The 22,761-nt window shown below is 68.4% G+C and carries 18 protein-coding genes; 10 read left to right on the forward strand and 8 right to left on the reverse strand.

The genetic code is table 11. The features are described 5' to 3' along the window. Positions 1–5 precede the first annotated feature (5 nt). Positions 6–692 (forward strand): histidine phosphatase family protein, encoded by a 687-nt coding sequence (locus ACZ54P_RS29675; RefSeq protein WP_465464877.1) that lies wholly within the window; start codon positions 6–8, stop codon positions 690–692. Here ACZ54P_RS29675 and ACZ54P_RS29680 read toward each other — a convergent pair. The 3 genes from ACZ54P_RS29680 to ACZ54P_RS29690 form a co-directional block, all read right to left on the reverse strand. Then, positions 655–1,422, reverse strand: a complete 768-nt coding sequence (locus ACZ54P_RS29680; RefSeq protein ID WP_465464878.1) for an ABC transporter permease — start codon at positions 1,420–1,422, stop codon at positions 655–657. The two genes, ACZ54P_RS29675 and ACZ54P_RS29680, sit on opposite strands and share 38 nt — an antisense overlap. Positions 1,423–1,530: 108 nt before the next feature. Further along, a complete protein-coding gene (locus ACZ54P_RS29685; RefSeq protein WP_465464879.1) occupies positions 1,531–2,016 on the reverse strand; it encodes an MmpS family transport accessory protein in 486 nt (161 codons plus the stop codon). 196 nt (positions 2,017–2,212) lie between these two features. Continuing rightward, positions 2,213–2,617 (reverse strand): NUDIX hydrolase, encoded by a 405-nt coding sequence (locus ACZ54P_RS29690; protein ID WP_465464880.1) that lies wholly within the window; start codon positions 2,615–2,617, stop codon positions 2,213–2,215. Between the two features lie 30 nt (positions 2,618–2,647). Between ACZ54P_RS29690 and ACZ54P_RS29695 the strand changes: the two genes are divergently transcribed. Next, the gene (locus ACZ54P_RS29695) at positions 2,648–3,364 is read left to right on the forward strand and encodes a DUF6597 domain-containing transcriptional factor (protein WP_465464881.1); all 717 of its coding nucleotides are present in this window, start codon (positions 2,648–2,650) and stop codon (positions 3,362–3,364) included. Here ACZ54P_RS29695 and ACZ54P_RS29700 read toward each other — a convergent pair. Then, positions 3,271–4,794, reverse strand: a complete 1,524-nt coding sequence (locus ACZ54P_RS29700) for an FGGY-family carbohydrate kinase (protein ID WP_465464882.1) — start codon at positions 4,792–4,794, stop codon at positions 3,271–3,273. The genes ACZ54P_RS29695 and ACZ54P_RS29700 overlap by 94 nt on opposite strands. Positions 4,795–4,917: 123 nt before the next feature. On the opposite strand from ACZ54P_RS29700, the gene ACZ54P_RS29705 reads away from it, so the two are divergent. From ACZ54P_RS29705 to ACZ54P_RS29715, 3 genes are all read left to right on the forward strand, one after another. After that, positions 4,918–5,898, forward strand: coding sequence for a LacI family DNA-binding transcriptional regulator (locus tag ACZ54P_RS29705; RefSeq protein ID WP_465464883.1), 981 nt, complete (start codon positions 4,918–4,920; stop codon positions 5,896–5,898). 334 nt (positions 5,899–6,232) lie between these two features. Beyond that, positions 6,233–6,814, forward strand: a complete 582-nt coding sequence (locus ACZ54P_RS29710) for a DNA-binding protein (RefSeq protein ID WP_465464884.1) — start codon at positions 6,233–6,235, stop codon at positions 6,812–6,814. Positions 6,815–6,912: 98 nt separating this feature from the next. Next, complete coding sequence (locus ACZ54P_RS29715) at positions 6,913–7,569, forward strand: RES family NAD+ phosphorylase (RefSeq protein ID WP_037313256.1); 657 nt, start codon at positions 6,913–6,915, stop codon at positions 7,567–7,569. 897 nt (positions 7,570–8,466) lie between these two features. Here the strand turns inward: ACZ54P_RS29715 and ACZ54P_RS29720 are convergent. Together ACZ54P_RS29720 and ACZ54P_RS29725 are read right to left on the reverse strand one after the other, a co-directional pair. Continuing rightward, the gene (locus tag ACZ54P_RS29720; RefSeq protein ID WP_465464885.1) at positions 8,467–10,431 is read right to left on the reverse strand and encodes a S9 family peptidase; all 1,965 of its coding nucleotides are present in this window, start codon (positions 10,429–10,431) and stop codon (positions 8,467–8,469) included. Between the two features lie 30 nt (positions 10,432–10,461). Beyond that, positions 10,462–11,436, reverse strand: a complete 975-nt coding sequence (locus ACZ54P_RS29725; RefSeq protein ID WP_465464886.1) for a TerC family protein — start codon at positions 11,434–11,436, stop codon at positions 10,462–10,464. Positions 11,437–11,755: 319 nt separating this feature from the next. Here ACZ54P_RS29725 and ACZ54P_RS29730 point away from each other — a divergent pair, with 319 nt between their 5' ends. From ACZ54P_RS29730 to ACZ54P_RS29750, 5 genes are all read left to right on the forward strand, one after another. Beyond that, positions 11,756–14,668: an alpha/beta fold hydrolase gene (locus ACZ54P_RS29730; RefSeq protein WP_465464887.1), complete on the forward strand. Its 2,913-nt coding sequence runs from the start codon at positions 11,756–11,758 to the stop codon at positions 14,666–14,668. Further along, positions 14,661–15,620, forward strand: coding sequence for an ABC transporter permease (locus tag ACZ54P_RS29735; RefSeq protein WP_465464888.1), 960 nt, complete (start codon positions 14,661–14,663; stop codon positions 15,618–15,620). Before ACZ54P_RS29730 ends, ACZ54P_RS29735 begins: the two co-directional genes overlap by 8 nt. Positions 15,621–15,878: 258 nt before the next feature. Then, on the forward strand, positions 15,879–16,301 hold the full coding sequence (locus ACZ54P_RS29740; protein WP_465464889.1) for a hypothetical protein: 423 nt from the start codon (positions 15,879–15,881) through the stop codon (positions 16,299–16,301). A gap of 370 nt (positions 16,302–16,671) precedes the next feature. After that, entirely contained in the window at positions 16,672–17,442 is a 771-nt protein-coding gene (locus ACZ54P_RS29745) for an enoyl-CoA hydratase/isomerase family protein (protein WP_465464890.1), read from the forward strand. A gap of 88 nt (positions 17,443–17,530) precedes the next feature. Then, complete coding sequence (locus ACZ54P_RS29750) at positions 17,531–18,940, forward strand: S28 family serine protease (RefSeq protein ID WP_465464891.1); 1,410 nt, start codon at positions 17,531–17,533, stop codon at positions 18,938–18,940. A gap of 73 nt (positions 18,941–19,013) precedes the next feature. On the opposite strand, the gene uvrB is transcribed toward ACZ54P_RS29750, so the two are convergent. After that, complete coding sequence (gene uvrB, locus ACZ54P_RS29755; protein WP_465464892.1) at positions 19,014–21,173, reverse strand: excinuclease ABC subunit UvrB; 2,160 nt, start codon at positions 21,171–21,173, stop codon at positions 19,014–19,016. 200 nt (positions 21,174–21,373) lie between these two features. Continuing rightward, positions 21,374–22,651, reverse strand: a complete 1,278-nt coding sequence (locus ACZ54P_RS29760) for a DUF5685 family protein (RefSeq protein ID WP_465464893.1) — start codon at positions 22,649–22,651, stop codon at positions 21,374–21,376. Positions 22,652–22,761 lie beyond the last annotated feature (110 nt).

The following is a 22,761-nucleotide window of genomic DNA, read 5'->3' on the forward strand; positions in this document are numbered from 1 at the left end:
CGGGTATGAGCACCCCTGAGCAGGAGATCGAATACCGCCAGCACCGGTTCTCACCCCCGCCGGGGTCGACCGAGATCTTCCTTGTCCGCCACGGTGAATCGGCTCCGGCCAAGGCCAGTACGCCGTTCGACATGGTCGACGGGCAGGCTGACCCCGACCTCGCGCCGGAAGGCCGCGAACACGCCGAACGGGTCGGTGGCCGTCTCGCGGACGAACGGATCTCCGCGCTGTACGTGACGACGTTGCGCCGGACCTCGCAGACCGCGGCACCGCTGGCGGCGAAACTCGGGCTCACGCCGGAACTCGAAGCCGATCTGCGGGAGATTCACCTCGGAGACTGGGAGAACGGGCTCTTCCGGCGCTACACCCACGAAGGCCACCCGATCGTCGAAAAGCTGTGGCAGGAGCAGCGTTGGGACGTCATCCCCGGCGCGGAGACGATGGAGGCGTTCGGCGGCCGGATCAGGGCGGCCATCGGCAGGCTCGCGGCGGCCAACCCGGACCGGCGGATCGCCGTGTTCACTCACGGCGGCGTCATCGGCGAGGTCTTCGCACAGGCCAGCGCCGCGAAGAACCGGTTCGCGTTCCTCGGCGCGGACAACGGCTCGATCTCACATCTGGTGGTCTCCGGTGACGACTGGATGGTGCGCCGGTTCAACGACACCTCGCATCTTCAGTCACCTCTCGGCTGATCCGGCCCGCCGCGACCAGGTGCACGACGACCAGGACCGCGGCGGCCTCCGCGGCCAGCAATCCGATGAGCACGAGCACCTGGGTCACCCCGGCCTGAACCGGCCCGGCGCCGCCGAGGAGGACACCGACGTAGGCGCCGGGCAAGGTCACCAGGCCGACCGTGCGGGTCTGGTCGAGCGCGGGGATCAGCGCCTGCCCCGCCGAGGGACGGCAGATCTCCAGCGCCGCCGGGCGCCGCAGGAAACCCAGTGCCAGCGCGGCTTCGTACTCGCCGTGCCGTGACGAGAGTTCGTCGAGCGCGCGCCTCGCGGCCTGAGAGGTCGCGGACATCGCGCCGCCGATGACGATCCCGGCGATCGGCACGACCGCGATGGGCCGCCACGGGACCACCCCGGTCGCGAGTACGAGCGCCAGCACCGGCACCACGCCGGACGCGATGGCGAGCGCGACCCACGCGAGATCCTTCGGCACGCCGATCCGGCGCGCGGAGGTGACCGCCGCGATCGCGAACATCAGCAGCACGAATCCGCCGGTCAGCCAGCCGGACTTCAGGATCCCGACGATCACCAGGGAAACGACGGCGAGCTGCACCACGGCGCGCGCGGCCGCGAACAGCACCGCCCTGCCCTGCCCCAGTTGCCCGAAACGCACCACGGCCGCGCCGAAGATCGCCAGTAAGGCGAGGACCACGGCGAGCACGGGGCCGAAGTCGATCGCGCCGTCCGTCATGCGGATGATCCTGCCGCTTCCGGTGACCGTTCGGTACAGGTGGTCGTGGGTGGCGATTCGGGTTAGAACCCGAATCGCCACTCACGACCACCTTGACCCACCCACGGCCTAAGCGGTGCAGGTCACCGGCGCGCCCGGGGCGGGAGCGGTGTGGTCGCTGACGACCACGCCGTCGACGATGATCCGGCACTTCAGCGCGCCGCGGCCGGAGCCCTGCGCGGAGACGCTGTAGAACTCGTCGCGGTGTTCCTGGCTCGCGCGCTCGAAGGTGGCACTCCACGGCGCCGCCACCTCGGTCTTCTGCAGAAGTTCCGAACCCTGCGCGACGTAGGTGACGTTCTGCGCGCCCTCCGCGCCGGAAAGCTCGTAGACGACTGAATGCGTCACGGTGTGCACGGCGGCCGCGGCCTGTTCGACCTGCGGCGCGGGCGGGCTCTGCACCGGCCTCGACGCCTTCGGGAGTACGTAACTGGTCAGGGTGACGGCGACGACCATCACGCCCAGCACGACCACGACCGTCCCGAGTGGCTTCAGCCTGCCCGGGGTCCCCGATGCCGGCGCCGATGCCGAAGGGGTCGCGGTGGGAACACCCATGGAGAGGTCTTCTCTCGTCCGAGCGCACTTCCAGCGAGTGCGTTGTCTACTTCTCGTTCGAAGGTGACTCCGCGTTAGCCGTTATCGGGAAGAAACCCGATATTCACCCTTTTGGGTGTCCCGAAGATCGGGAACGGCTGGTCACCGAGCTAACGGCGTAAACAGGCTGAGCCGGATGGCTCACTTTGAGTGATACCTAGTCCACGTACCCCGCGTCCGCGAGCATCCGGAGGACTCGCTGTCCCGCCGGCGGACACAGATGGGCGTCGGCCGAAGTGAGCCAGGTCGACTCCGCGATCTCCCGGCCGGGCTCGGGCTCGCCGCGATGTCCGGCGGTGTAACAGGTCATCCGGACCCGGCGGCCGTCCGCGTAGCCGTCGGCCTGCTCGTTCAGTACCGCGAAGAAGCGGAAGCTCAGCGGGTCGAGCTCGACGCCGAGTTCCTCCTTGATCTCCCGGCACAGCCCGGCCACGTCACCCTCCCCCGGCTCACGTTTGCCTCCCGGCAGGTAGAACTTGGCCTTCCCCTCGGTCCGCACCGACAGCAAACGGCGGTCGCGGACGTGGATCCACGCCAGGGAATCGATCTCTGTTTCCGACACGGCCTGATTCTGTCGTGGCACTGGGGCATCATGGCAACCGTGTATCGGGAGACGGCGGCCCCCGGCGCGCTGAGCGCCGTCGTGCGCTGCTTGTGGGAGGACACGGGCCAGGCGCCGAAGCGGATCGTGCCCGATGGCTGCGTCGACCTGGTCGAGAGCGGCGACGAGGTCTTCGTCGCCGGACCGGACACCGCCGCCTGGACGTGGGAGACACCGCCTGGCGTCCGGGCGCGGGGGGTGCGGTTCGCTCCCGGACGGGCGAGTGATGTCCTCGGGCTCGGCGCCGACGAACTGCGTGACCAGCGCGTTTCCTTGACCGACCTGTGGGGGCGGGAGGGCGGGCTGCTGGCCGAGCGGGTGCTCAGCGGCAGCGCTTCGCTCATCGACGTCGTCGCGGAACGCCGTGCCGGAGAAGCCGACCGGGAGGTCGCGGAACTGGTCGCCAGGCTCGACGGCGGCGTCCCCCGCGTTTCCGCCGCCTTGGGACCGTTCACGACCGGGGAACGGCAGTTGCGGCGGCGGTTCACTCTCGCGGTCGGCTACGGCCCGGCGACGTACCTGCGCGTCAGCCGGTTCCAGCGAGCCATCGGCCTCGCGGGGTCAGCGCCGGATCTCGCCTCGCTGGCGTTCTCCGCGGGTTACGCCGATCAAGCTCATTTGAGCCGGGATTGCCGGGAGTTCGCGGGCGTGAAGGCGAGTGAATTCTTCCGCGCCAGGAAGTGCACGGTGTCCACTGTGGACCGGTAGAGCGCGCGGTAGTGCGGGTAGAACTCGTCGTAGACGTCGGCGTCCGCGCCGGGGCGGACGACCTCGGCCACCGGGTTCCACGCTTCGATATCCGGTTCCCTGCCCAGCGCGATCGACGCTAGAACGGCGTCGCCGAACGCGGCCCCGATGGTTTCCGCGGGGATCTCCTGCTCGATCCGCGCGACGTCGCTGACGATCCGCGTCCACACGCCGCCCCGTGTCCCACCGCCGACGGCGACGAACCGGCGCGTGCCGCCACCGGCTTCCCGCATGGCTTCGAGGTTGTGCCGCACCCCGTACGCCGTCCCTTCCAGCGCCGCGCGGTACAGCTCGGCGCGGCCGTGGGAAGTGGTGAGCCCGGCGAGGACGCCGCGGGCGTCCGGATCCGGTATCGGTGTCCGTTCCCCGGCGAAGTAGGGCAGCATCAGCAACCCGCGGCTGCCGGCCGGCACCTCACCCGCCGCCGAGGCCAGCTCGCCGAACTCGCCGCCGACGAGATCCCGGAGCCAGTCGGTGATCGCACCGGAGGTGGCCATCCCCGCCGCGAGCGAATAGCTGCCGGGGACCACGCCGCGGGTCGTCCACAACCCCGGCCCGGGGCGGGGATCGGAGAGCACCTGGATGAGGAACATCGTGGTGCCGTACATGAGCATCGTGTCCCCTGGCGAGGTGACGCCGGCACTGGTCGCCTCCGCCCAGGCGTCCACCGTTCCGGCCGTCACTGGGATTCCCCGTGGCAGTCCGGTTTTCGCGGCCGCCTCGGCGGTGACCGAGCCGACCACCTCGGTCGGCCACGCGAGCCTGGGCAGGTCGATGCCGGGGCAGATCGCGGCGACCCGGTCCGGCGCCCACCGTGCCTCGCGCAGGTCGTACATCGGGTCGCATTGGCTCGCGGAATGGTGGTCGAGGACGTATTCACCGGTCAGGCGCAGGACAAGGAACGAACTCGCCATCAGGAAGAGTTTCGCGCGTCCGAACACGTCCGGCTCGTTCTTGGCGAGCCAGCGCCATTTCGGCCCGACCGCCTGCGAGCCGAGTGCGCTCCCACCCTGTTCCACAATGGATTCTTCGCCGAATTCCCGGGTCAATTCCCGGATTTCGTCGTGCGCACGGGTGTCGACGCCGTAAAGGATCGCCGGACGCAACGGTTTGCCGGACGCGTCCGCGGGAAGAAGTACCGGTCCGATCCCGCTGACCGACACCCCGATGATGGGATGATCCCCAGCCCCCGCCGAAAGTTCCCTCGTCAGCACAAGGAAATCCTGCCACCACACGGTTTCGGCGTCGTGCTCGAACCAGCCGGGACGAGGACGGGAAGTTTCGTGCGGCCGGGACGCTCGTGCCACCACGATGCCCCGGGAATCGACGAGGACGCCTTTGGAACTCGAGGTGCCGATGTCGATGCCGAGCACCAGGCCCGGGTCGCCCACGGCACCTCCGAGCCTCGAAACGCGATCAGCGTGACTAGCGCGATCAGCGGATGGTAACGATTGTCGGTCAAGCTATTCTTCCCGTGCGAAGGTGTCAAGACACCTGCAGAAGGGGAGGTCGCGGTGGCCACCATCAACGACGTGGCGGCGAAGGCCGGGGTTTCGACGGCGACCGTGTCGAGGACGCTCAACGGAAAGTCCACTGTGGATCCGGCACTCGCGGCCCGGGTACAGGCCGCCGCCGCGGAATTGGGATACCACCCGAACGGGCTCGCGAGAAATCTGCGCCGTCAGGAGACCGCGGTGCTCGCGCTGATCATCTCCGACGTGGAGAACCCCTTCTTCACCGCGATCGCCCGCGGCGTCGAGGACATCGCGCAGACGGCGGGCTACTCGGTCGTGTTGTGCAACGCGGACGACAACGAGGAGAAGGAGCGGCGCTACATCGACGTCGCCCTCCAGGAGCGGGTGGCCGGCGTGGTGCTCTCCCCCACCGGACGGGCCACCAACGTCGACCGGCTGACCCAGCGCGGCACGCCCGTGGTCGCCGTCGACCGCCCGCTGCAGGAGAACACCGGCGACCAGGTGCTGGTCGACACCCGGCTCGCCGCCCGCGACGCGACGCGGCATCTGCTCGACGGCGGATACCGGCGGGTCGCGTGCGTCAGCGGTCCGCCAGGGGTGCGCACCGCCGAAGACCGGTTGGCGGGCTATACCGACGCCGTCGGCGCGGAGAACGCGCTCACCCGGCGGGCCGAGTTCCGGGCCGAGGGCGGCAGGCTCGCCGCGCTCAGCCTGCTCGACGAGCCGGAGCCGCCGGACGCGCTGCTGGTCGGCAACAGCACGATGGCGATCGGCGTCCTGGAGGCGCTGGCCTCGCGCGGACTGCGCTCGGGGCAGGACGTGGGAATCGTGTCCTTCGACGACGCGCCATGGACCACACTCATCGATCCGCCGCTGACGGTGGTCGCCCAGCCGGCGAACGAGGTGGGCAAGGTCGCCGCCGAGTTGCTGCTCGCCCGGATCGGGGACAGCACGCGCAAGGCCACGACGACCACGCTGCAGGCGAAGCTGATCGTGCGCCGGAGTTCACGGCGCGACTGAAACCCGGAGATCCCGGTGCACGACGTGCCTGGGCGACCGGTTCACACCGGCCGCCCAGGAACGCCCCACCCCCTTGTTCCCCCAAGCCGGCCCCACGCCAGCCGGGTTCTCCGAAGCGGTGGGAAGAAATCGTTTACCGTTCGGACGGTAAATTCCTACTTACGACCTGTCAAGCCGAAGTCCTGGACAAGCTCGCCCGATCCGGGCAGACTATGGCGAAATTGCCTACTGCGCGTGTTGGATTACGTGCGCTCTGTGTTCATCTCTGGTGAATTCACCCACGAAATCGAGATGAGACCGCACGAATCCGCACAGACGCGTTACTCTAGGCGCTATGTCCATAGCGCTCGAGAACGTCCTCGCCAAGGCCGGCCTCAAGGTCGACGCCAACGAGTTCCTGACCCTCGTGGAGGACGCGGCGCGGAGGCTGTCCCCGCCGAACCCCGATCCGTCGCATTACTTCTCGGCGGATCAGCGCACCGCGCTCACCGACGTCGGCCTGGACCTCTCCCCGCGCGGCGAGGACGAACCGGACTTCCGTGCCCGCACGGTCGCCGCGCACGCCGTCCTCGCCGATTCCGCGCTGAGCGTCCTGGAAGCGGCGAAGGCGCTGGGTGTGGACGACAGCCGTATCCGTCACCGCCTCAAGGAGGGCAGGCTCACCGGCTGGAAGGACCAGGGCTGGCGACTGCCCGCCTGGCAGTTCACCGGATCCGGGGTCTTGCCCGGCCTGGAAGTCGTGCTGCGCGCGGTGCCCGAGGACCAGCCCGCGCTCGTCGTCGCCGCGTTCATGAGTACGCCACAGACCGAGCTGGTGATCAACGACCACCCCGCCACCCCGCGCCAATGGCTGCTTTCCGGTGGCGACCCCGAGCACGTCGCCAGACTGGTGGCCACCCTCGGATCCCCGTTCTGAGCGGGTTCCGCCGACGACGGAAAATTCCAGTCGGGGGCAGGCCGTAGGCTGACCCCACCGAGCAAGATCACCCGACAAGGACGGACGACTCCCGAGGTATGGCCCGGCTCCCCCTGCCGCCCGCACGCTCTGTCCTGGTCAAGGAGCTGCACCGCACCAGCGACGTGGTGACGGTGCATCCCGGCACCAGGCTGGTCAGGATCTTCACCGCGCACGGCAACCACCCCCAGCAGTGGAATTCGTTCCGCTACAGCGGCCCGCTCCCGCACGGCCGCTTCGATCCGCAGACCCCCGGTCGTGGCGGACGCCCGGTGACCGACCCCGGCAACGGTGTCCTGTACTTCGGTCTCACCGTGCGCACCAGCATCGCCGAGGTCTTCCAGACCACGTCGACGGTCGACCGCAAGTCCCGCGGTCCGCGGCTGGTCGTCGTGCGGCCGACCCGGACCCTACGGCTGCTCGACCTCGCCGGCCTGTGGCCGACCCGCGTCGGCGCCTCGCAGGAGATCTCCAGCGGCCCGAAGAAGATCACCCAGGCGTGGGCACGCGCCATCCGCGCCGCCTTCGGCGACCTCGACGGCGTCTGGTACCGGTCGTCCATGGATTCCGGTGGCCCCGCGCTCGCGCTGTGGGACCCGCCTGCCGGGAACTCGCTGCCGGTCGCGCCGGACGTGCTGCTCCCCCTCGACCACCCGGGACTCGACGTCCCGCTGGGCCGGGTGTGCGAAGAGCTCAACTACACACTGCTGAGCTGAACTCGGCCCGCGCCCGATTTGGGCCTCCTTGCGGAGCTCCGACGGGGGAAGCGTGCCGGCACCAAGCCGGTCGGATGCATTCGGGTCACCCAGGAAGCGCGGGCACGCCAAGAGACCCTGGCGCGACCTTGACAGTCCACAAGGGACACTGACGGTAACGATAGCGCTCGATTTGGGCGATTTGCGGTGAGTTGCAATGAGCGTTCTCTTCAGGGGTAAGGCAAAGGTGCCGTGTTCGGGAGAGCCTGTGAGACGTTGGACATCAGGCTTCGACACCGGGCAGTGGCGTCCCGAAGGTGTCGCGAAAGCCACTTTCGGGACACCACATGTCCCGAAAGTGGCTTTCGCGACACGAGCAGCGGGCGCCGCCTTCGCGAGAAACACGCACCACATAGGTGGCCGACCATGACACCTACGCCTCATCCCTCACTAACCCTCATTGTCTCGAGAGGTAGCAAAAGTGACATGCCCTGGGGCCAGGCTTGGTGTTGCGGAAGCGGCTTTCGCGACACCTCCCTGTGGCCGGGGAGGCTGATCACCCCTGGGTGGTGTGAGCACGCAATCGGGAAGTGGGCATGCCCCCAATGCGGCAGTGGAGACGATCAGCGTCCCCAATGCCGCATTGGGGACATCAGGCCACGGCGCGAGCCGACGTCGCTCGCAACACAACACGTTTGCCTTACCCCTCAATAACCCGAATCGCCACTCACACCCCCTCCTGAAACCGGATATATAGGCATCAATGAGGCATCGGATTGCCAGCTAGTGTCCTCTGTGGACACTAGCTCGGCCAGTCCTCGATAGCCGCCGGTCCAGCTTCTGCCGGTGTTATGAACGGGACTTTCATCGCAAATTTGGCGATGAAAGTCCCGTTCATAACACTCAGGGCCCTGAGGATCAAAGGTGGCGGCCCCACCACTCCAGTATCGCGTCGAACCGCTGCACCCGGTGCCGCGGCTGTCCCGAGCGCGTGAGCTCGTGCCCCTCGCCCGGGAACAAGAGGAACTCGGCGGGCGTCCCGTTCTGCCGCAGCGCCACGTACATCCGCTGCGCCTGCTCCAGCGGGCACCGCCAGTCCTGCTCGGAGTGCGCGACCATGAACGGGATGTCGATCTTCCCCGCGTAGGTCAGCGGGCTGCGCTTGCGCTGCTCTTCGACGTCGGTGCCGACGTAGCCTTCGGCGAAGAACCAGCCGATGTCCGAGCTGCCGGTGAAGGAGTCGTGGGCGTTGACCGCGCGCTCGCTCCACGCCGCGCGGAACCGGCCACCGTGGTGCGCGGCGAGCCAGCTGGTCATGAAACCACCGTACGAACCACCCATCACGCCGACGCGGTCGCTGTCCAGATTGGGCAGTTTCAGCGCTTCGTCCAGCAAGGTCAGCAGATCCAGCGCGTCCACGGTGCCGAAGCCGTGGACGATGCTGCGACCGTGGCTCTCGCCGTACCCGGCGGAACCGCGCGGGTTGCCCAGGATGACGGCATAGCCCGCCTCGGCGAGCACCTGCGCCTCGTCGTAGACCTTCCATTCGTACAGCGCGAACGGTCCACCGTGGATCATCAGCACCACGGGATGCGGGCCATCGCCCTCGGGCCGGACGACCCAGCCGTGTACCGGGTAGCCGTCGGACGCGGTCGCGTCCAGTTCCTCCAGCGGCCGGATCCCGGTGTCACGCAACGCCTTCGAGTAGTCGGTCAGCACACGGGGCTCAGTGTCCACTCCGGACAGCAGGACGACGTCACCGGCGCTCTCGGGCGTCCCGACGACCGCGGCGATCCGCGTGCCGTCGACGGCGAACGCCTTCACCGCGGCGAATTCACCCGCCAGGTACCGCAACGACTTCAGCTCCGCCAGCTCGGCGTCGAGCGGAACGGCGCGCAATTCCGCGGCACCGCGGGTGCGGACCACGACGAGAGCCTCGTCGCCGACGACGGCCGGCGGGCCCGCCGCACTGTCGCAGTCCACCGATTCGACGTCGGTCAGCCGACGCGGAGACGACGGCGCGTCACCGTCGGGCCACGGCGCCTGCCAGAGCCCGGTGTTGCGGGCGACCTCCTCCAGACCCGGGAATTCGGTGCCGTAGAACAGGATCGAGCCGTCCGGCGCGGAGACGGGCTGGGCGGCGGTGCCCGGCGTCCGCACCAGGAGGCGAGGCTCGCCGCCCCCGGCGGGGACGGCGTAGACATCCGAGCTGACGGTGTCCTCGACGGCCCAGTCACGGGGCGCGACGATCAGGACGAACTCGCCGTCGGCCGTCCAGGAAGGATGTTCGACATCGGCCCGGTCATCGGTCAGCGGGACAGGCTCGACCGGCGAGGACTCGCCCAGCGCGGCGACGGCGTCCACGACGAACAGACGCTGTGGACGGTCGTTGAGGAAGCCGATGTCGTCGACCCGGTAGAAGAGGTTGGTGATGTGCCGCGGCGCTTCTTCGTGCGGCTCCGGCGTTTCGCCGTCGGCGTTCTCCGTGCCGTAGCGGCCCGGCTCCGGCACACGGGCGACGAAGGCGATCCGGCGGGAGTCGGGTGCCCAGACCGGCGCGCTCGCGCCGAGTGGAAGGTCGGTGATCCGCTTCGCGTCACCCCCCGCCGCGGCGATGACGTGGACCTGCGGTTTGGCCGCACGGCCGGAACCTTCCCCCGCGCGGAGGAAGGCGACCCACCGGCCGTCCGGGGAGATGGCTGGGGCGGAGTCCTTGGTCCCGTGGGTCCAAGGCCCTTCCCCGCCGCCGAGGTCGACCCGGCGCAGGCCACCGCGATAGCTGTTCGTCTTCAGATCAGGCCTGCTCAAGGCGGTGAGCAGCAGGTCTCCGCGCAGCGCGGGGGTGCCGGGGACCGTCAGGGCTTCGATGTCAACGGGACGCACGGCCCCGACGGTACCCGATCCTTAGCAGTTCTAACTACTAATCGAAGACTCCCGCTCGGCGGCTTCCAGCTTCTTGGCCTTCGAGAGGCTGGCCAGCGTCGTCACGGTCAGGACCACGACGATGACACTCAAGGAGACCCAGTTGTTGATGTCCAGCCAGTCCGGCACCACGTGGTACTCGTGCAGCGCGTGCAGGAACAGCTTGGCGCCGATGAAGGCGAGGATCACCGCGAGGCCGTAGGACAGGTACACCAGCTTGGTGACCAGGCCACCGAGCAGGAAGTACAGCTGACGGAGGCCCATCAGCGCGAACGCGTTGGCGGTGAAGACCAGGAACGCCTCCTGGGTGATGCCGAAGATCGCCGGGATCGAGTCGACGGCGAACAACAGGTCCGCACTGCCGATCGCGACGATCACCAGGAACATCGGGGTGATCCAGCGCTTGCCGTCCTTCTTGACGAAGGACTTGTGGCCGTGCCATTCGTTGGTGACCGGGAACAGCTTGCGCACTCCGCGGGTGAGCGCGTTCTCCTCGTACTCCTCGTCTTCGTCCTTCTTCCGGACCATGCTGATCGCGGTCCAGATGAGCACGGCACCGAAGAGGAAGAAGACCCAGACGAACTGCGCGATGAGCGCGGCGCCCACGGCGATGAACACACTGCGCATGGCGAGCGCGAGCAGGATGCCGATCAGCAGCACCCGGTGCTGGTGGATCGCGGGCACCTTGAACGACGTCATGATGATCATGAAGATGAACAGGTTGTCGACGCTCAGCGAGTACTCGGTGATGTACCCGGTGAAGAACTCGACTCCGGGGTCGTGCCCCGCGAAGACCCAGACACCGACGCCGAACGCGATGGCGACGGCGACGTAGAAGATGACCCAGCGGGCGGCTTCGCCGGTGGTGACCTCGTGCGGCTTGCGATCGACGATGACGAGGTCGAGTGCGATCAGCCCGAGCAGACCGCCGACCGTGGCGATCCATAGCCACAGGGGAACAGACATCTAACCAACCCTCCGGATAGTGCACAGCAGCAACTAACCGGAGGTCTCTTCCGCCGGTACGAGACCGGCCGACGGTGCCGGGGGCCTGCGAAGACCACCGTGCTGACGACACCGCCGCGAAGGAATACTCCCCTCACAGCCGGTTTAGTTTGACCTGTCTGTACGCATGACGCCAGTTAAGGTTGCCCTTGTCACCAAGATGATGGCGTAACTCCCGTCACACCCACCACCTCTTGCAGCACGAGTACCCGTTCCGGTGGCGGCGCTAACCTCACGCTTGTGTGGTTCGCGTGAGCCGGACAAGCGACTCTCAGCATCGGTGAAATACGGTCGTTCCGTGCCCCGAATCCCGCTCCCTCGAACGCGAGGCGCGAAGCTCACCGCGCTCGCCGCGGTCGTGGTGGTCCTGGCCGCCGCAGCCGTCGTGTGGACGACCAGCGAGCCCGCGCCGTCCGCCGTGAAAGTCCAGGAAGCGACCCTCGATCTGCCCGAAACACCGGGCTCGTCGGAGGTCGTCAAGATCGACACCACGATGTACGTCCCCGAGCGGACACCGGCCCCGGCCGTCCTGCTCGCCCACGGTTTCGGCGGTGAGAAGAACAGCGTCGCCACCGAAGCCCGCGAACTCGCCGACAAGGGTTTCGTCGTACTCGCCTGGTCCGCCCGCGGTTTCGGCCGCAGCACCGGGAAGATCGCGCTGAACGATCCGGACCGCGAAGTCGCCGACGCCCGGAAGCTGATCGACCACCTCGCCGCGCGGCCGGAGGTGCTCAGCGAGAACGGCGACCCGAAGGTCGCGGCGTCCGGCGCCTCGTACGGCGGCGCGCTGTCCCTGCTGCTCGCCGGGACCGACAAGCGCGTCGACGCGATCGCGCCGGTGATCACCTACAACGACCTCGCACAGGGCCTGTTCCCGAACGCCGCCTCGGCCACGCCGCCGGCGGCCACCACTCCCGCCGCGGGCGCGTTCGCCACGGACGGCGTCTTCAAGAGGTCGTGGGCCGGCATTTTCTTCTCCGCCGGTTCCGGCGCGGCGGCGCAGGGGGGTTCTCCCGCCAACGAGGCACCCGAAGCCGGTGACGAGACGAGCGAATCCGGTGCGGCACAGGGCGCGGGCGCGGCGGGTGCCGCGGCGCAGTCCCTCCCGCTCGGCGGTCCGAACGGCCAGCGGACGCCGCCCGGACCGGCCGACCCTTGTGGACGGTTCACCGCCGACGTCTGCCAGGCCTACACCGAACTCGCCACCACCGGTAAGGCAAGCCAGCGGACGGTCGATCTGCTCCGCCGGGTCTCCCCCGCGTCCGTGACGGACAAGATCACCGTGCCGACCCTGGTGGTGCAGGGCGAAAGCGACACCCTGTTCGGTTTGGACCAGTCCGACGCGACCGCCAGGCAGATCGCCGCGGCGGGCGGCAAGGTCCGCACGATCTGGTACACCGGCGGCCACGACGGCGGGAAACCCGGCCAGAAACTGCGGGCGCAGATCGCCGATTTCCTCAAGTTCTCCTTGACCGGCGAAGGCACCGATCCCGGCACCGGGTTCAGCTACGACATCCAGGGCACCCTGCGCGCCAACGGCGCCCCGTCGGTCCGGACGGTCACCGCACCGGCGTACCCGGGAGCCACCGGCGACGCCACCGAGCGGCGGTCGTTCGCACTGGAAGGCCCGGCCCAGCCGGCCGTCCGGCCCGCGGGCGGAAACCCCGCGGCGGTCAGCGGCATCCCCGGGCTGAACGGAGCGGTGGCCGGCTCCTCCCGGCTGTCGGGGCTGTTCAGCATCGACCCACCGGGTCAGGCCGCTCAGTTCACGACACGGCCCCTCGACGCGCAGACGATCGTGGCCGGTTCGTCCACGGTCCGGTTGCAGGTCTCTGCCGATCCGGCCGCCGCGGCACCGCAGAAGGAAGCGGTCCTGTTCGCGAAGCTCTACGACGTCAACTCGGAAGGTGTCCGCACGCTTCCGGCGAACGCGGTAGCCCCGTTCCGCGTCTCCGGTCTGCCCGCTGACGGCAGTCCGGTCGAGGTGACGGTGACCCTGCCGGGCATCGTGCGGCCCGTGGAAGCGGGCCACACGCTCCGGCTCGTCGTCGGCACCACGGACCAGGCGTTCACCACGCCGGTCGAACCCGCGGTGTTCCGCATCGGGCTGGCGGGCGGCGGACAGCTCGGCGTCCCGGTCGTCCCCGGCAACTCGGTCGGCGTGGGCGCACCGGTCGCGCAATTGCTCGGAATCGGCGGCACGCTGCTGGCGGGCATCGCCATCGCGGTGATCGCCGCGTTCCGCCGCCGCCGCGCCCACGACGTCGACGAGAGCCTGGCGAAGACGCCGCTGGTGATCGAAGGACTGCGCAAGGCCTACGCGGGCGGATTCGTCGCGGTGAAGGATCTGTCGTTCCGGGTCGAACCCGGCCAGGTCCTCGGCCTGCTCGGACCGAACGGCGCGGGCAAGACGACGACCCTGCGCATGCTGATGGGCCTGATCACGCCGACGGAGGGTTCCATCCGGGTCTTCGGGCATCTGATCGCGCCCGGTGCGCCGGTGCTGTCGCGGATCGGGTCCTTTGTGGAGGGTTCCGGCTTCCTGCCGCATCTGTCCGGCAAGGAGAATCTGGAGCTCTACTGGGCGAGCACTGGCCGCCCGAGGGAAAAGGCGCATTTCGCGGAGGCACTGGAGATCGCCGGGCTCGGCGACGCGGTGAACCGGCGGGTCCGCACCTACAGCCAGGGCATGCGGCAGCGGCTCGCGATCGCCCAGGCGATGCTCGGCCTGCCGGAGCTGATGGTGCTCGACGAACCGACCAACGGGCTCGACCCGCCCCAGATCCACCAGATGCGGGAGGTGCTCCAGCGCTACGCGGCGACCGGACGCACCGTGGTGGTCTCGAGCCACCTGCTGGCCGAGGTCGAGCAGACCTGTACGCACGTGGTCGTGATGCACCGCGGCATGCTGGTCGCCTCGGGCGAGGTCGGCGAGCTGGCCGCGTCCAGCGGCGAAGCCACGTTCCGGGTCGACAAGCCCGCCGAAGCGGCCGAAGCGCTGCGGAAGGTCGGCGGCGTTTCCGGCGTCGACGTCGACGGCGAACTGGTCCACGCGGATCTCGACGGTCTCGCCCGCGCCGAGGCGGTCGCCGCCCTCGTGCGGGCCGGGGTCGCGGTCGAACAGGCCGGACCGAGACGCCGTCTGGAAGACGCGTTCCTGCAGCTGGTCGGAGAGGACTCGAAGGGTGAGTAAGACCAATGGTTCCGGCCCGGTGAGCCGGGCCGATCACGGGGTGCACACCGACCCGGCCGCGCTGCTGGAGCTGACCGAGGTCGCTTCGCACGAACGGACCGAGGTCGGCCCGGACGGGGCGGTAGCGGGTTACCGCGCCGACCGGACACTGCGGCTCGGCGTCGAACTGAAACGGCAGCTCAAACGGCGGCGGACCCAGCTCATGCTGGGGTTCGTCGCGCTGCTGCCGTTCGTCCTGGTGATCGCGTTCGAGATCGGGCAAGCCAGCCCGAACCGGCGCAGCGGTGGATTCGTCGACCTCGCCACCGCGAGCGCGCCGAACTTCGTGGTGCTCGCGCTGTTCGTCTCCGGGACCTTCCTGCTGCCGATGATCGTGGCGTTGTTCTACGGCGACACGATCGCGAGCGAAGCGTCGTGGTCGAGCCTGAAATACCTGCTCGCGATCCCGGTCCCCCGGCATCGGGTGCTGCGGCAGAAAGCGATCGTCTCCGGCATCCTCTCCGCGGCCGCGCTGATCCTGTTGCCCTTGGTGTCGTTGGTGGTCGGCGTGCTCTTCTACGGCGCGGGCGACGCGATCAGCCCGACCGGGGACGCGGTGTCGTTCGGCGACAGTCTCGTGGCGATGGGGCTGGCGACGATTTACATCATTCTGCAGCTGGCGTGGGTGGCCGGGCTGGCGATGCTGCTCTCGGTCGCCACCGACGCCCCGCTCGGCGCCGTCGGCGGCGCGGTGATCGTCGCGATCGTTTCACAGATCCTCGACCAGATCACCGCGCTGGAAGGGCTCCGGGACTATCTGCCGACGCATTTCGCGTTCTCGTGGATGGACCTGATCTCGACCGACATCGACTGGACGAACATGGCCAACGGCATGTTGTCGGCGGCGTTGTACGGCACGGTGTTCTTCCTGCTCGCCGGTCGCCGGTTCGCGAAGAAGGACATCACCAGCTGAGAGCGTTTTCCGCACCGAAAAACCACCGGGGTCCACCGGGAAGACGAAATCCTCTTCCCTGGTGGGCCCCGGTTTTCACGGGCCGTGGCGACCTTCACCCATTAGCGCTGGTAACCGGTGTTTCATGCGCATGAGAGCATTGATTTTCGGGTCATCGACTCATTGGGTGAAAAGTTCCCTTTCACCATCGACGACCTCCGGGAAATCCTTATCTTCAGTGCAAAGGTGCCGACGCGAGAAGAAAGCGGGGCTGTCACCATGACCCAGTCGATCGAGATCCCGGTCCAGGAATTCACTCTTAATTGGACCATGAGCTCCGGCAAAGGCGGCAGAGTCGGCTTCGCCGTCTCGGGTCAGGTGACGCTTCTCGACAACAAGCGGTTCTACAAGATCGACGGAGTCCTCTACATCTCCGAGGGCAGCGCCTATTGCCGCGACATCGGCAACCCGCACCTGTTCGTCCGGCGCAACGGCGTCGAGGAGAGCGGCAGGCAGTGGGGCTGGGAGACCATCTGCGGCCGCAAGTCCAGCAGCAGGCTCTGCACGATGGACGCGTACTTCGTCCGCACCGGCTACTGGGCGCCCGCCGACCGCGCCATCCAGCTGAGCATCGGCGCCGAGACCGGCTGGAACCGCAAGCGGTCCTTCAGTCCCACGGTCACCGTGCGCCTGGCGGACTGAGACGGGACACCCGTCGTTTCAACGAACCGTCTCTTAGGTACCTACTCGTGGCCTGCGGTCTTTGTCGAGCGAAGTACATGAAGGCCCCCTTCCTTGCGCCTGGCGCAAGGAAGGGGGCCTTCATGTACGGGGGAAGGTGTGAAGGTCGAGTCTCCTCGGCTGAGCCGAGGGAAGGGGGCCTTCACGCGCCACTGTTGTGACCGGTGGTGCTGCTGAGGCTCGTGATGGCCTTCCGGGACGAGTGAACACTCTTGGCTCTAACGACCCAAAACACTCACGAGAGCGCCTACCCGCGACGGAAGGCGCGCTTTGAGAGACGCGGACTGAGCGGTCCACTGTAGAGGTCCGTCGGCTCGGGTACGGTCGGGCCATGGCCACCTCTTCGATCCGCGTGGACGACGAAGGCGGGATCGCCGTCGTCACCCTGCAGCACGGCAAAGCCAACACCCTCGACACCGAGTTCTGCCGCGACCTGACCCTCCGGCTCGAAGACGTCCAGCTCGGTGGTTGTCGCGGTGTCGTGCTGACCGGCTCGGGAAGCATCTTCTCGGCGGGCGTCGACCTGCGCCGGGTGCACGACGGCGGTGCCGCCTATATCGAGGACTTCCTGCCCGCGCTGTCGGACGCGTTCCTTTCGGTGTTCGGCTTCCCCGGTCCGGTGGTCGCGGCCCTCAACGGCCACGCCATCGCCGGCGGGGCGGTGCTCGCCGCCGCCTGCGACCACCGGATCCTCGCCTCGGGCCCGAGCCGGATCGGGATCACCGAACTGCTCGTCGGTGTCCCGTTCCCGTTGGCGGCGCTGGAGATCCTGCGCTCCGGCTTCGGCGCCGACATCCTCGGTGAACTCGCGTTCCTCGCCGAAACCCACTTGCCCGACGACGCGCTCCGGCTCGGCCTCGTAAACGAGGTGACCGCGCCGGAGACCGTGCTGCCGCGAGCGGTCGAGCTGGCCAAGAAGCTCGCCGAGATCCCCGCGGCCGCGTACGCGCATACGAAAGCCCAGTTACACCGGCCGTTCCACGAGCGGATCGCCGAACACCGCACCGGCGACGACGCCCACGTCCTCGAACTGTGGAGCTCCCCCGAGGCGCTCTCGGCCATCGAGGCCTACGTCGACAGGGTGCTCCGCGGCCAAGGCTGAGCCGGGCTCGACCGGATAGCCGATTGCCGACCGGCGGGGACTCTGTGAGTATCCGACCGCTCGAAGGTCGGCGATGGGGAGTGCACGGATGCGGAAGCTCACGACCGCGTGGTCGGTTCTGGCGATCACCGTTCTCACACTGGCCGGGCTGACCCCGGCCGCGCAGGCGGCACCGGCGGACATCAAGGAGGCGCTCGGCCGGATCCCCGGCCTGACCGTCGTCTCGGAGAATCCGGCGCCGACCGGGTACCGGTTCTTCAAACTCACCTACGCACAGCCGGTCGACCACCGCAAACCGGGAGCCGGCACCTTCCAGCAGCGATTCACCTTGCTGCACAAGGAATTCCGCTCCCCGACCGTGGCGTTCACGAGCGGGTACAACGTGTCGGAATCACCCAACCGCTCCGAGCCGACGCAGATCGTCGACGGCAACCAGCTGTCGATGGAATACCGGTTCTTCACCCCCTCCCGACCGGACCGGCCGGACTGGGGCAGGCAACTGACGATCTGGCAGGCCGCCGCCGACCAGCACCGCGCGGTCGAGGCGTTCAAGCGGATCTACCCCGGCAAGTGGCTCGCGACCGGCGGCAGCAAGGGCGGCATGACGGCGACCTACTTCCGTAGGTTCTTCCCGAACGACGTCGACGCGACGATCCCCTACGTCGCGCCCAACGACGTGATCAATTCGCACGACCGCTACAACCGGTTCCTGGCGAAGGTCGGCAACGATCCCGCCTGCCGCTCGGCGCTGAAGGCGATCCAGCGCGACGTGCTGACGCGGCGCTCGGAATTCGCGGCGCTCGCCGCCGCCGACGCGGCCAAGAACGGCTACACGTTCTCGATCGTCGGCTCGGCCGACGTGTCGCTGGAGATCTCGGTGATCGACTCGTACTTCGCTTTCTGGCAGTACCAGAAGCAGGCGGACTGCGCGACGGTGCCGAAGGCGGGCGCGGCCGCTCCGGAGATCTACGCCTGGTTCGAGCGCGTCGAAAGCCTCAACACCTACTCCGACCAGAATTTGGAGCGCTACGTCCCCTATTACTTCCAGGCGGCGTACCAGCTCGGCGCTCCCGAGTCGTACGAGAATTACCTCCGGGATCTGCTGCGCTACCCGGGCGCCAACGTGTCGCGGACGTTCGTGCCGAAGTCGGTCGACATCCCGCGGTTCGATCACCTGGCGATGCCGGACATCGACTTCTGGGTGAAGACGCAGGGCAAACGGCTGCTGTACGTCTACGGCGAGAACGACCCGTGGAGCGCCGAGCCGTTCGAACTCGGCTTCGGGACGAAGGACTCCTACGTTTACACCGTTCCCGGCGGAAACCACGGCTCGCGGATCTCGCAGCTCCCGGCGGCCCAGGCCGCGGAGGCGACGAACACCGTACGGCGGTGGGCCGGTCTGCCGCCGGTTTCGGCCGGGGTGACCACGCGATCCGTGCCCGCCGGGTTCCCCGACTTCGACGCGGACCTGACCCTTCAGGAGCGCCCGCGCCTCTGACACCTCCGCGTTTCGTCCTCTGGGTGCGGTAGTTGCGCACGCAAGGACCGCAACCAGAGGACGAAACGCGTACTTACTTGATGCCGGCCGCGTCCATGCCGCGCAGCTCCTTCTTCAGGTCCGCGACCTCGTCCCGCAGCCGGGCGGCCAGTTCGAACTGCAGGTCGCGCGCGGCCTGCATCATCTGGTCGGTCATCTGCTGGATGAGGTCGGCCAGCTGGGCACGCGGCATCCCGGAGACGTCCTTGTCGGTCAGCATCCCGGAGCTGCGCACCCGGTCGCCCTGCTCGGGCTTCTTGCCCCGCGACGCGTTCCGGCCCGAACCGCCGACGGCGACCGTCTCTTCCGAGTCCTCGGCCTCGCTGTAGACGCGGTCCAGGATGTCGGCGATCTTCTTCCGCAGCGGCTGCGGATCGACGCCGCGCTCCTTGTTGTAGGCGACCTGCTTCGCGCGACGGCGATCGGTCTCGTCGATGGCGTGCCGCATCGAGTCGGTGATCTTGTCCGCGTACATGTGCACCTCGCCCGACACGTTTCGCGCCGCGCGGCCGATCGTCTGGATCAGCGACGTGCCACTGCGGAGGAACCCCTCCTTGTCCGCGTCGAGGATCGCGACCAGCGAGACCTCGGGCAGGTCGAGGCCCTCACGCAGCAGGTTGATGCCGACCAGCACGTCGTAATCGCCCGCGCGCAGCTGCCGCAGCAGCTCGATCCGGCGGAGGGTGTCGACCTCGGAGTGCAGATACCGGACGCGGATGCCGAGTTCCAGCAGGTAGTCGGTGAGGTCCTCGGACATCTTCTTGGTGAGCGTGGTGACCAGGACGCGTTCGTCCTTCTCGGCCCGCTCGCGGATCTCGTGCACCAGGTCGTCGATCTGGCCCTCGGTGGGCTTCACGACCACCTTCGGGTCTACCAGGCCGGTCGGCCGGATGACCTGCTCGACGAACTCGCCGCCTGCCTGCCCCATCTCGTACGGCCCCGGCGTCGCCGACAGGTACACCGTCTGCCCGATCCGGTCGCTGAACTCCTCCCAGGTCAGCGGCCGGTTGTCGATCGCGCTGGGCAGCCGGAAACCGAACTCGACCAGGTTCCGCTTCCGCGACATGTCCCCTTCGAACATGCCGCCGATCTGCGGGACCGTCTGGTGCGACTCGTCGATGACCAGCAGGAAGTCTTCCGGGAAGTAGTCGATCAAGGTGGCGGGCGCGGATCCGGCCTCGCGACCGTCGATATGCCGTGAGTAGTTCTCGATGCCGGAGCAGAACCCGACCTGGCGCATCATCTCGATGTCATAGGCGGTGCGCATCCGCAACCGCTGGGCTTCCAGGAGTTTGCCCTGCTTCTCCAGCTCGGCCAGCCGCTGCTCCAGCTCGGCCTCGATGCCGTGGATGGCCTTCTCCATCCGCTCCGGTCCGGCGACGTAGTGCGTGGCCGGGAAGATCCGGACCTCGTCGACCTCTTTCACGATGTCGCCGGTGAGCGGGTGCAGGTAGTACAGCTTTTCGATCTCGTCGCCGAAGAACTCGACGCGGATCGCCAGCTCCTCGTACGCCGGGATGATCTCGACCGTGTCGCCGCGGGCGCGGAAGGTGCCGCGCGCGAAGGCGATGTCGTTGCGGGTGTACTGCACGTCCACCAAGGCACGGAGGAAGACGTCCCGGTCGAGCTGCTCGCCGACCTTCAGCTTCGAGGACCGGTCGAGGTAGGACTGCGGCGTGCCGAGGCCGTAGATACACGAGACACTCGCGACCACGATGACGTCGCGCCGCGACAGCAGGTTCATCGTCGCCGAGTGCCGCAGCCGCTCGACGTCGTCGTTGATCGACGAGTCCTTCTCGATGTAGGTGTCCGTCTGCGCGATGTACGCCTCGGGCTGGTAGTAATCGTAGTAACTGACGAAGTACTCCACCGCGTTGTGCGGGAACAGCTCCCTCAGCTCGTTCGCCAGCTGCGCGGCGAGCGTCTTGTTCGGCGCCATCACCAGCGTCGGGCGCTGGACGCGCTCGATCAGCCAGGCCGTCGTCGCCGACTTACCGGTACCCGTGGCACCCAGCAGCACGACGTCCTTCTCGCCCGCCCTGATCCGGCGTTCGAGCTCGTCGATGGCCGCCGGCTGGTCACCGGCGGGCTTGTACTCGCTGACCACTTCGAACCGGCCGCCGGTCCGGGGGATCTCGGTGACGGGACGGAAGTCCGACTGGGCGAGCACGGGGTGTTCGGTTGCGAAAGCCACGTAGACCAGAGTAAGCGCTGGGTCCGACAGTTTCCGATCGCCCTGGTCAGAGCCGGTTTACGGTCGCCTTCGGCCGGCCTTACCGGACCAGAGCCCTTCACACGCCGGCGTTGTGCCTGGTGGGGTCACTGAGGCTCAAGGTGCGATGCCGGGGGCCTTTCATGGACCGGCTCACCCGCCGTAGGTCTCACTCACGAACCCTACGAACAGTCACACGAGCAGCAGTCGCAGCAATCGCAGTCGCAGTCGCACGCTTCACGCGGTTTCCCGCTCCACGGACCGGGGAACGGGTCCCGGCAGCAGACCTGACACGTGCAGCACATGTACGTGGCCACGGCGCAGCCGAAGAAGAAGTTCCGCGACCGCGGCGGGACCCGGAACTTCGGTACCCAGCAGCCGCCGCCCTGCCCGTCGACGGGCGGGTTCCCGCCGTGTTTGCCCTTCTTCGGCGGTTCCTGGGGTGGGCCTCCGCCACCGGGCGCGCCTTGAGGCGGAGGCGGCGGCTGATAACCGCCCTGGGGGTACTGCTGAGGCGGATAGGGCTGGTGGGGGTGCTGTTGCGGGTGAGGTCCGGGGCCGATCCAGCCCGGGGGCGGCTGCTGGGAGCCGTGGCCGTGTCCGACGAGGCCGTGCCCGAAGGCGCGCCGTACCGCCTGGCGCAGTTCGTGCACCAGCAACGCGTGCACCAGCTGGGGCTGGGCGAACTTGACCTCGCGAAGGGCCAGTTCGACACCGAGCACGGCGTCGTCGCACAGCCGTCGTGCCTCGGCGAGACCGGTTCCAGTGGCCGTCAGCGGGTTCCACGCGCCGGCTGCCTCGTCCTCGGCGAGGTCTTCGACGGCGTCGAGCAGATGCGCGGCCCGGCCGAACAGGCGTCCGGCCTCGGCCAGCGGCGCGGCGTTCTCCGGGCGGCCGGCCAGTACGGCGGTGTGCGCGAACGCCGCCGACGTCGCCAGTTCGGCGGGTTCGGTGGCCAGTACGGCCGAATCGCCCAGGCGGACGGCGCGTTCGATCTCGCCCTGCCGGTCGACGGCCTCGGTCAGGACCGCGGTGTCGAAGCCGATCCGCGTACCGGTGCGGCTGCCCTGGTCCGCCCAGCGCGTCGCCACCCGCCTGGCGGCGACGGCGACCGAGCGCCGCGCGAAGGCGCCGTCACGGTCTTCGACGTGGTCACTGATCTTGGCCGACGCCAGGACCAGGGAGACCGCGGCGGCGAGCTGGGCGCCGCCGCCCTGCGCGACCGAGGTCCCCTTCATCGCCCGAAGCGCGCAAGGCCCGGCGTCACGTCGTCCCTCCGCTCGTGGCGACTGGGCCTCGACAAGTGCGGAGATGATCAAGCCGTCGTAGTTCGTCACCATCCGGGCGAGATGTCCGTGTTCGTCGCGCAGTGCCAGGCAAAGGCCACAGAGATGGGCCATCCACTCCGCGTGCAGACCGTCGGAAAGCCGGTGGCGGCACGGCCTGATGATCCCGAACATGCGTTGTCTCCCACTCACCCTTATGGCGGAACCAGCGCACCTTATCCGGCCAGGCGGCTGTACTCAGCCAGAACGGGGAAACCGTGATCGTCCACCCGGTTGGGTGGTGG

The organism is Amycolatopsis sp. NPDC034160 (assembly GCF_055575355.1).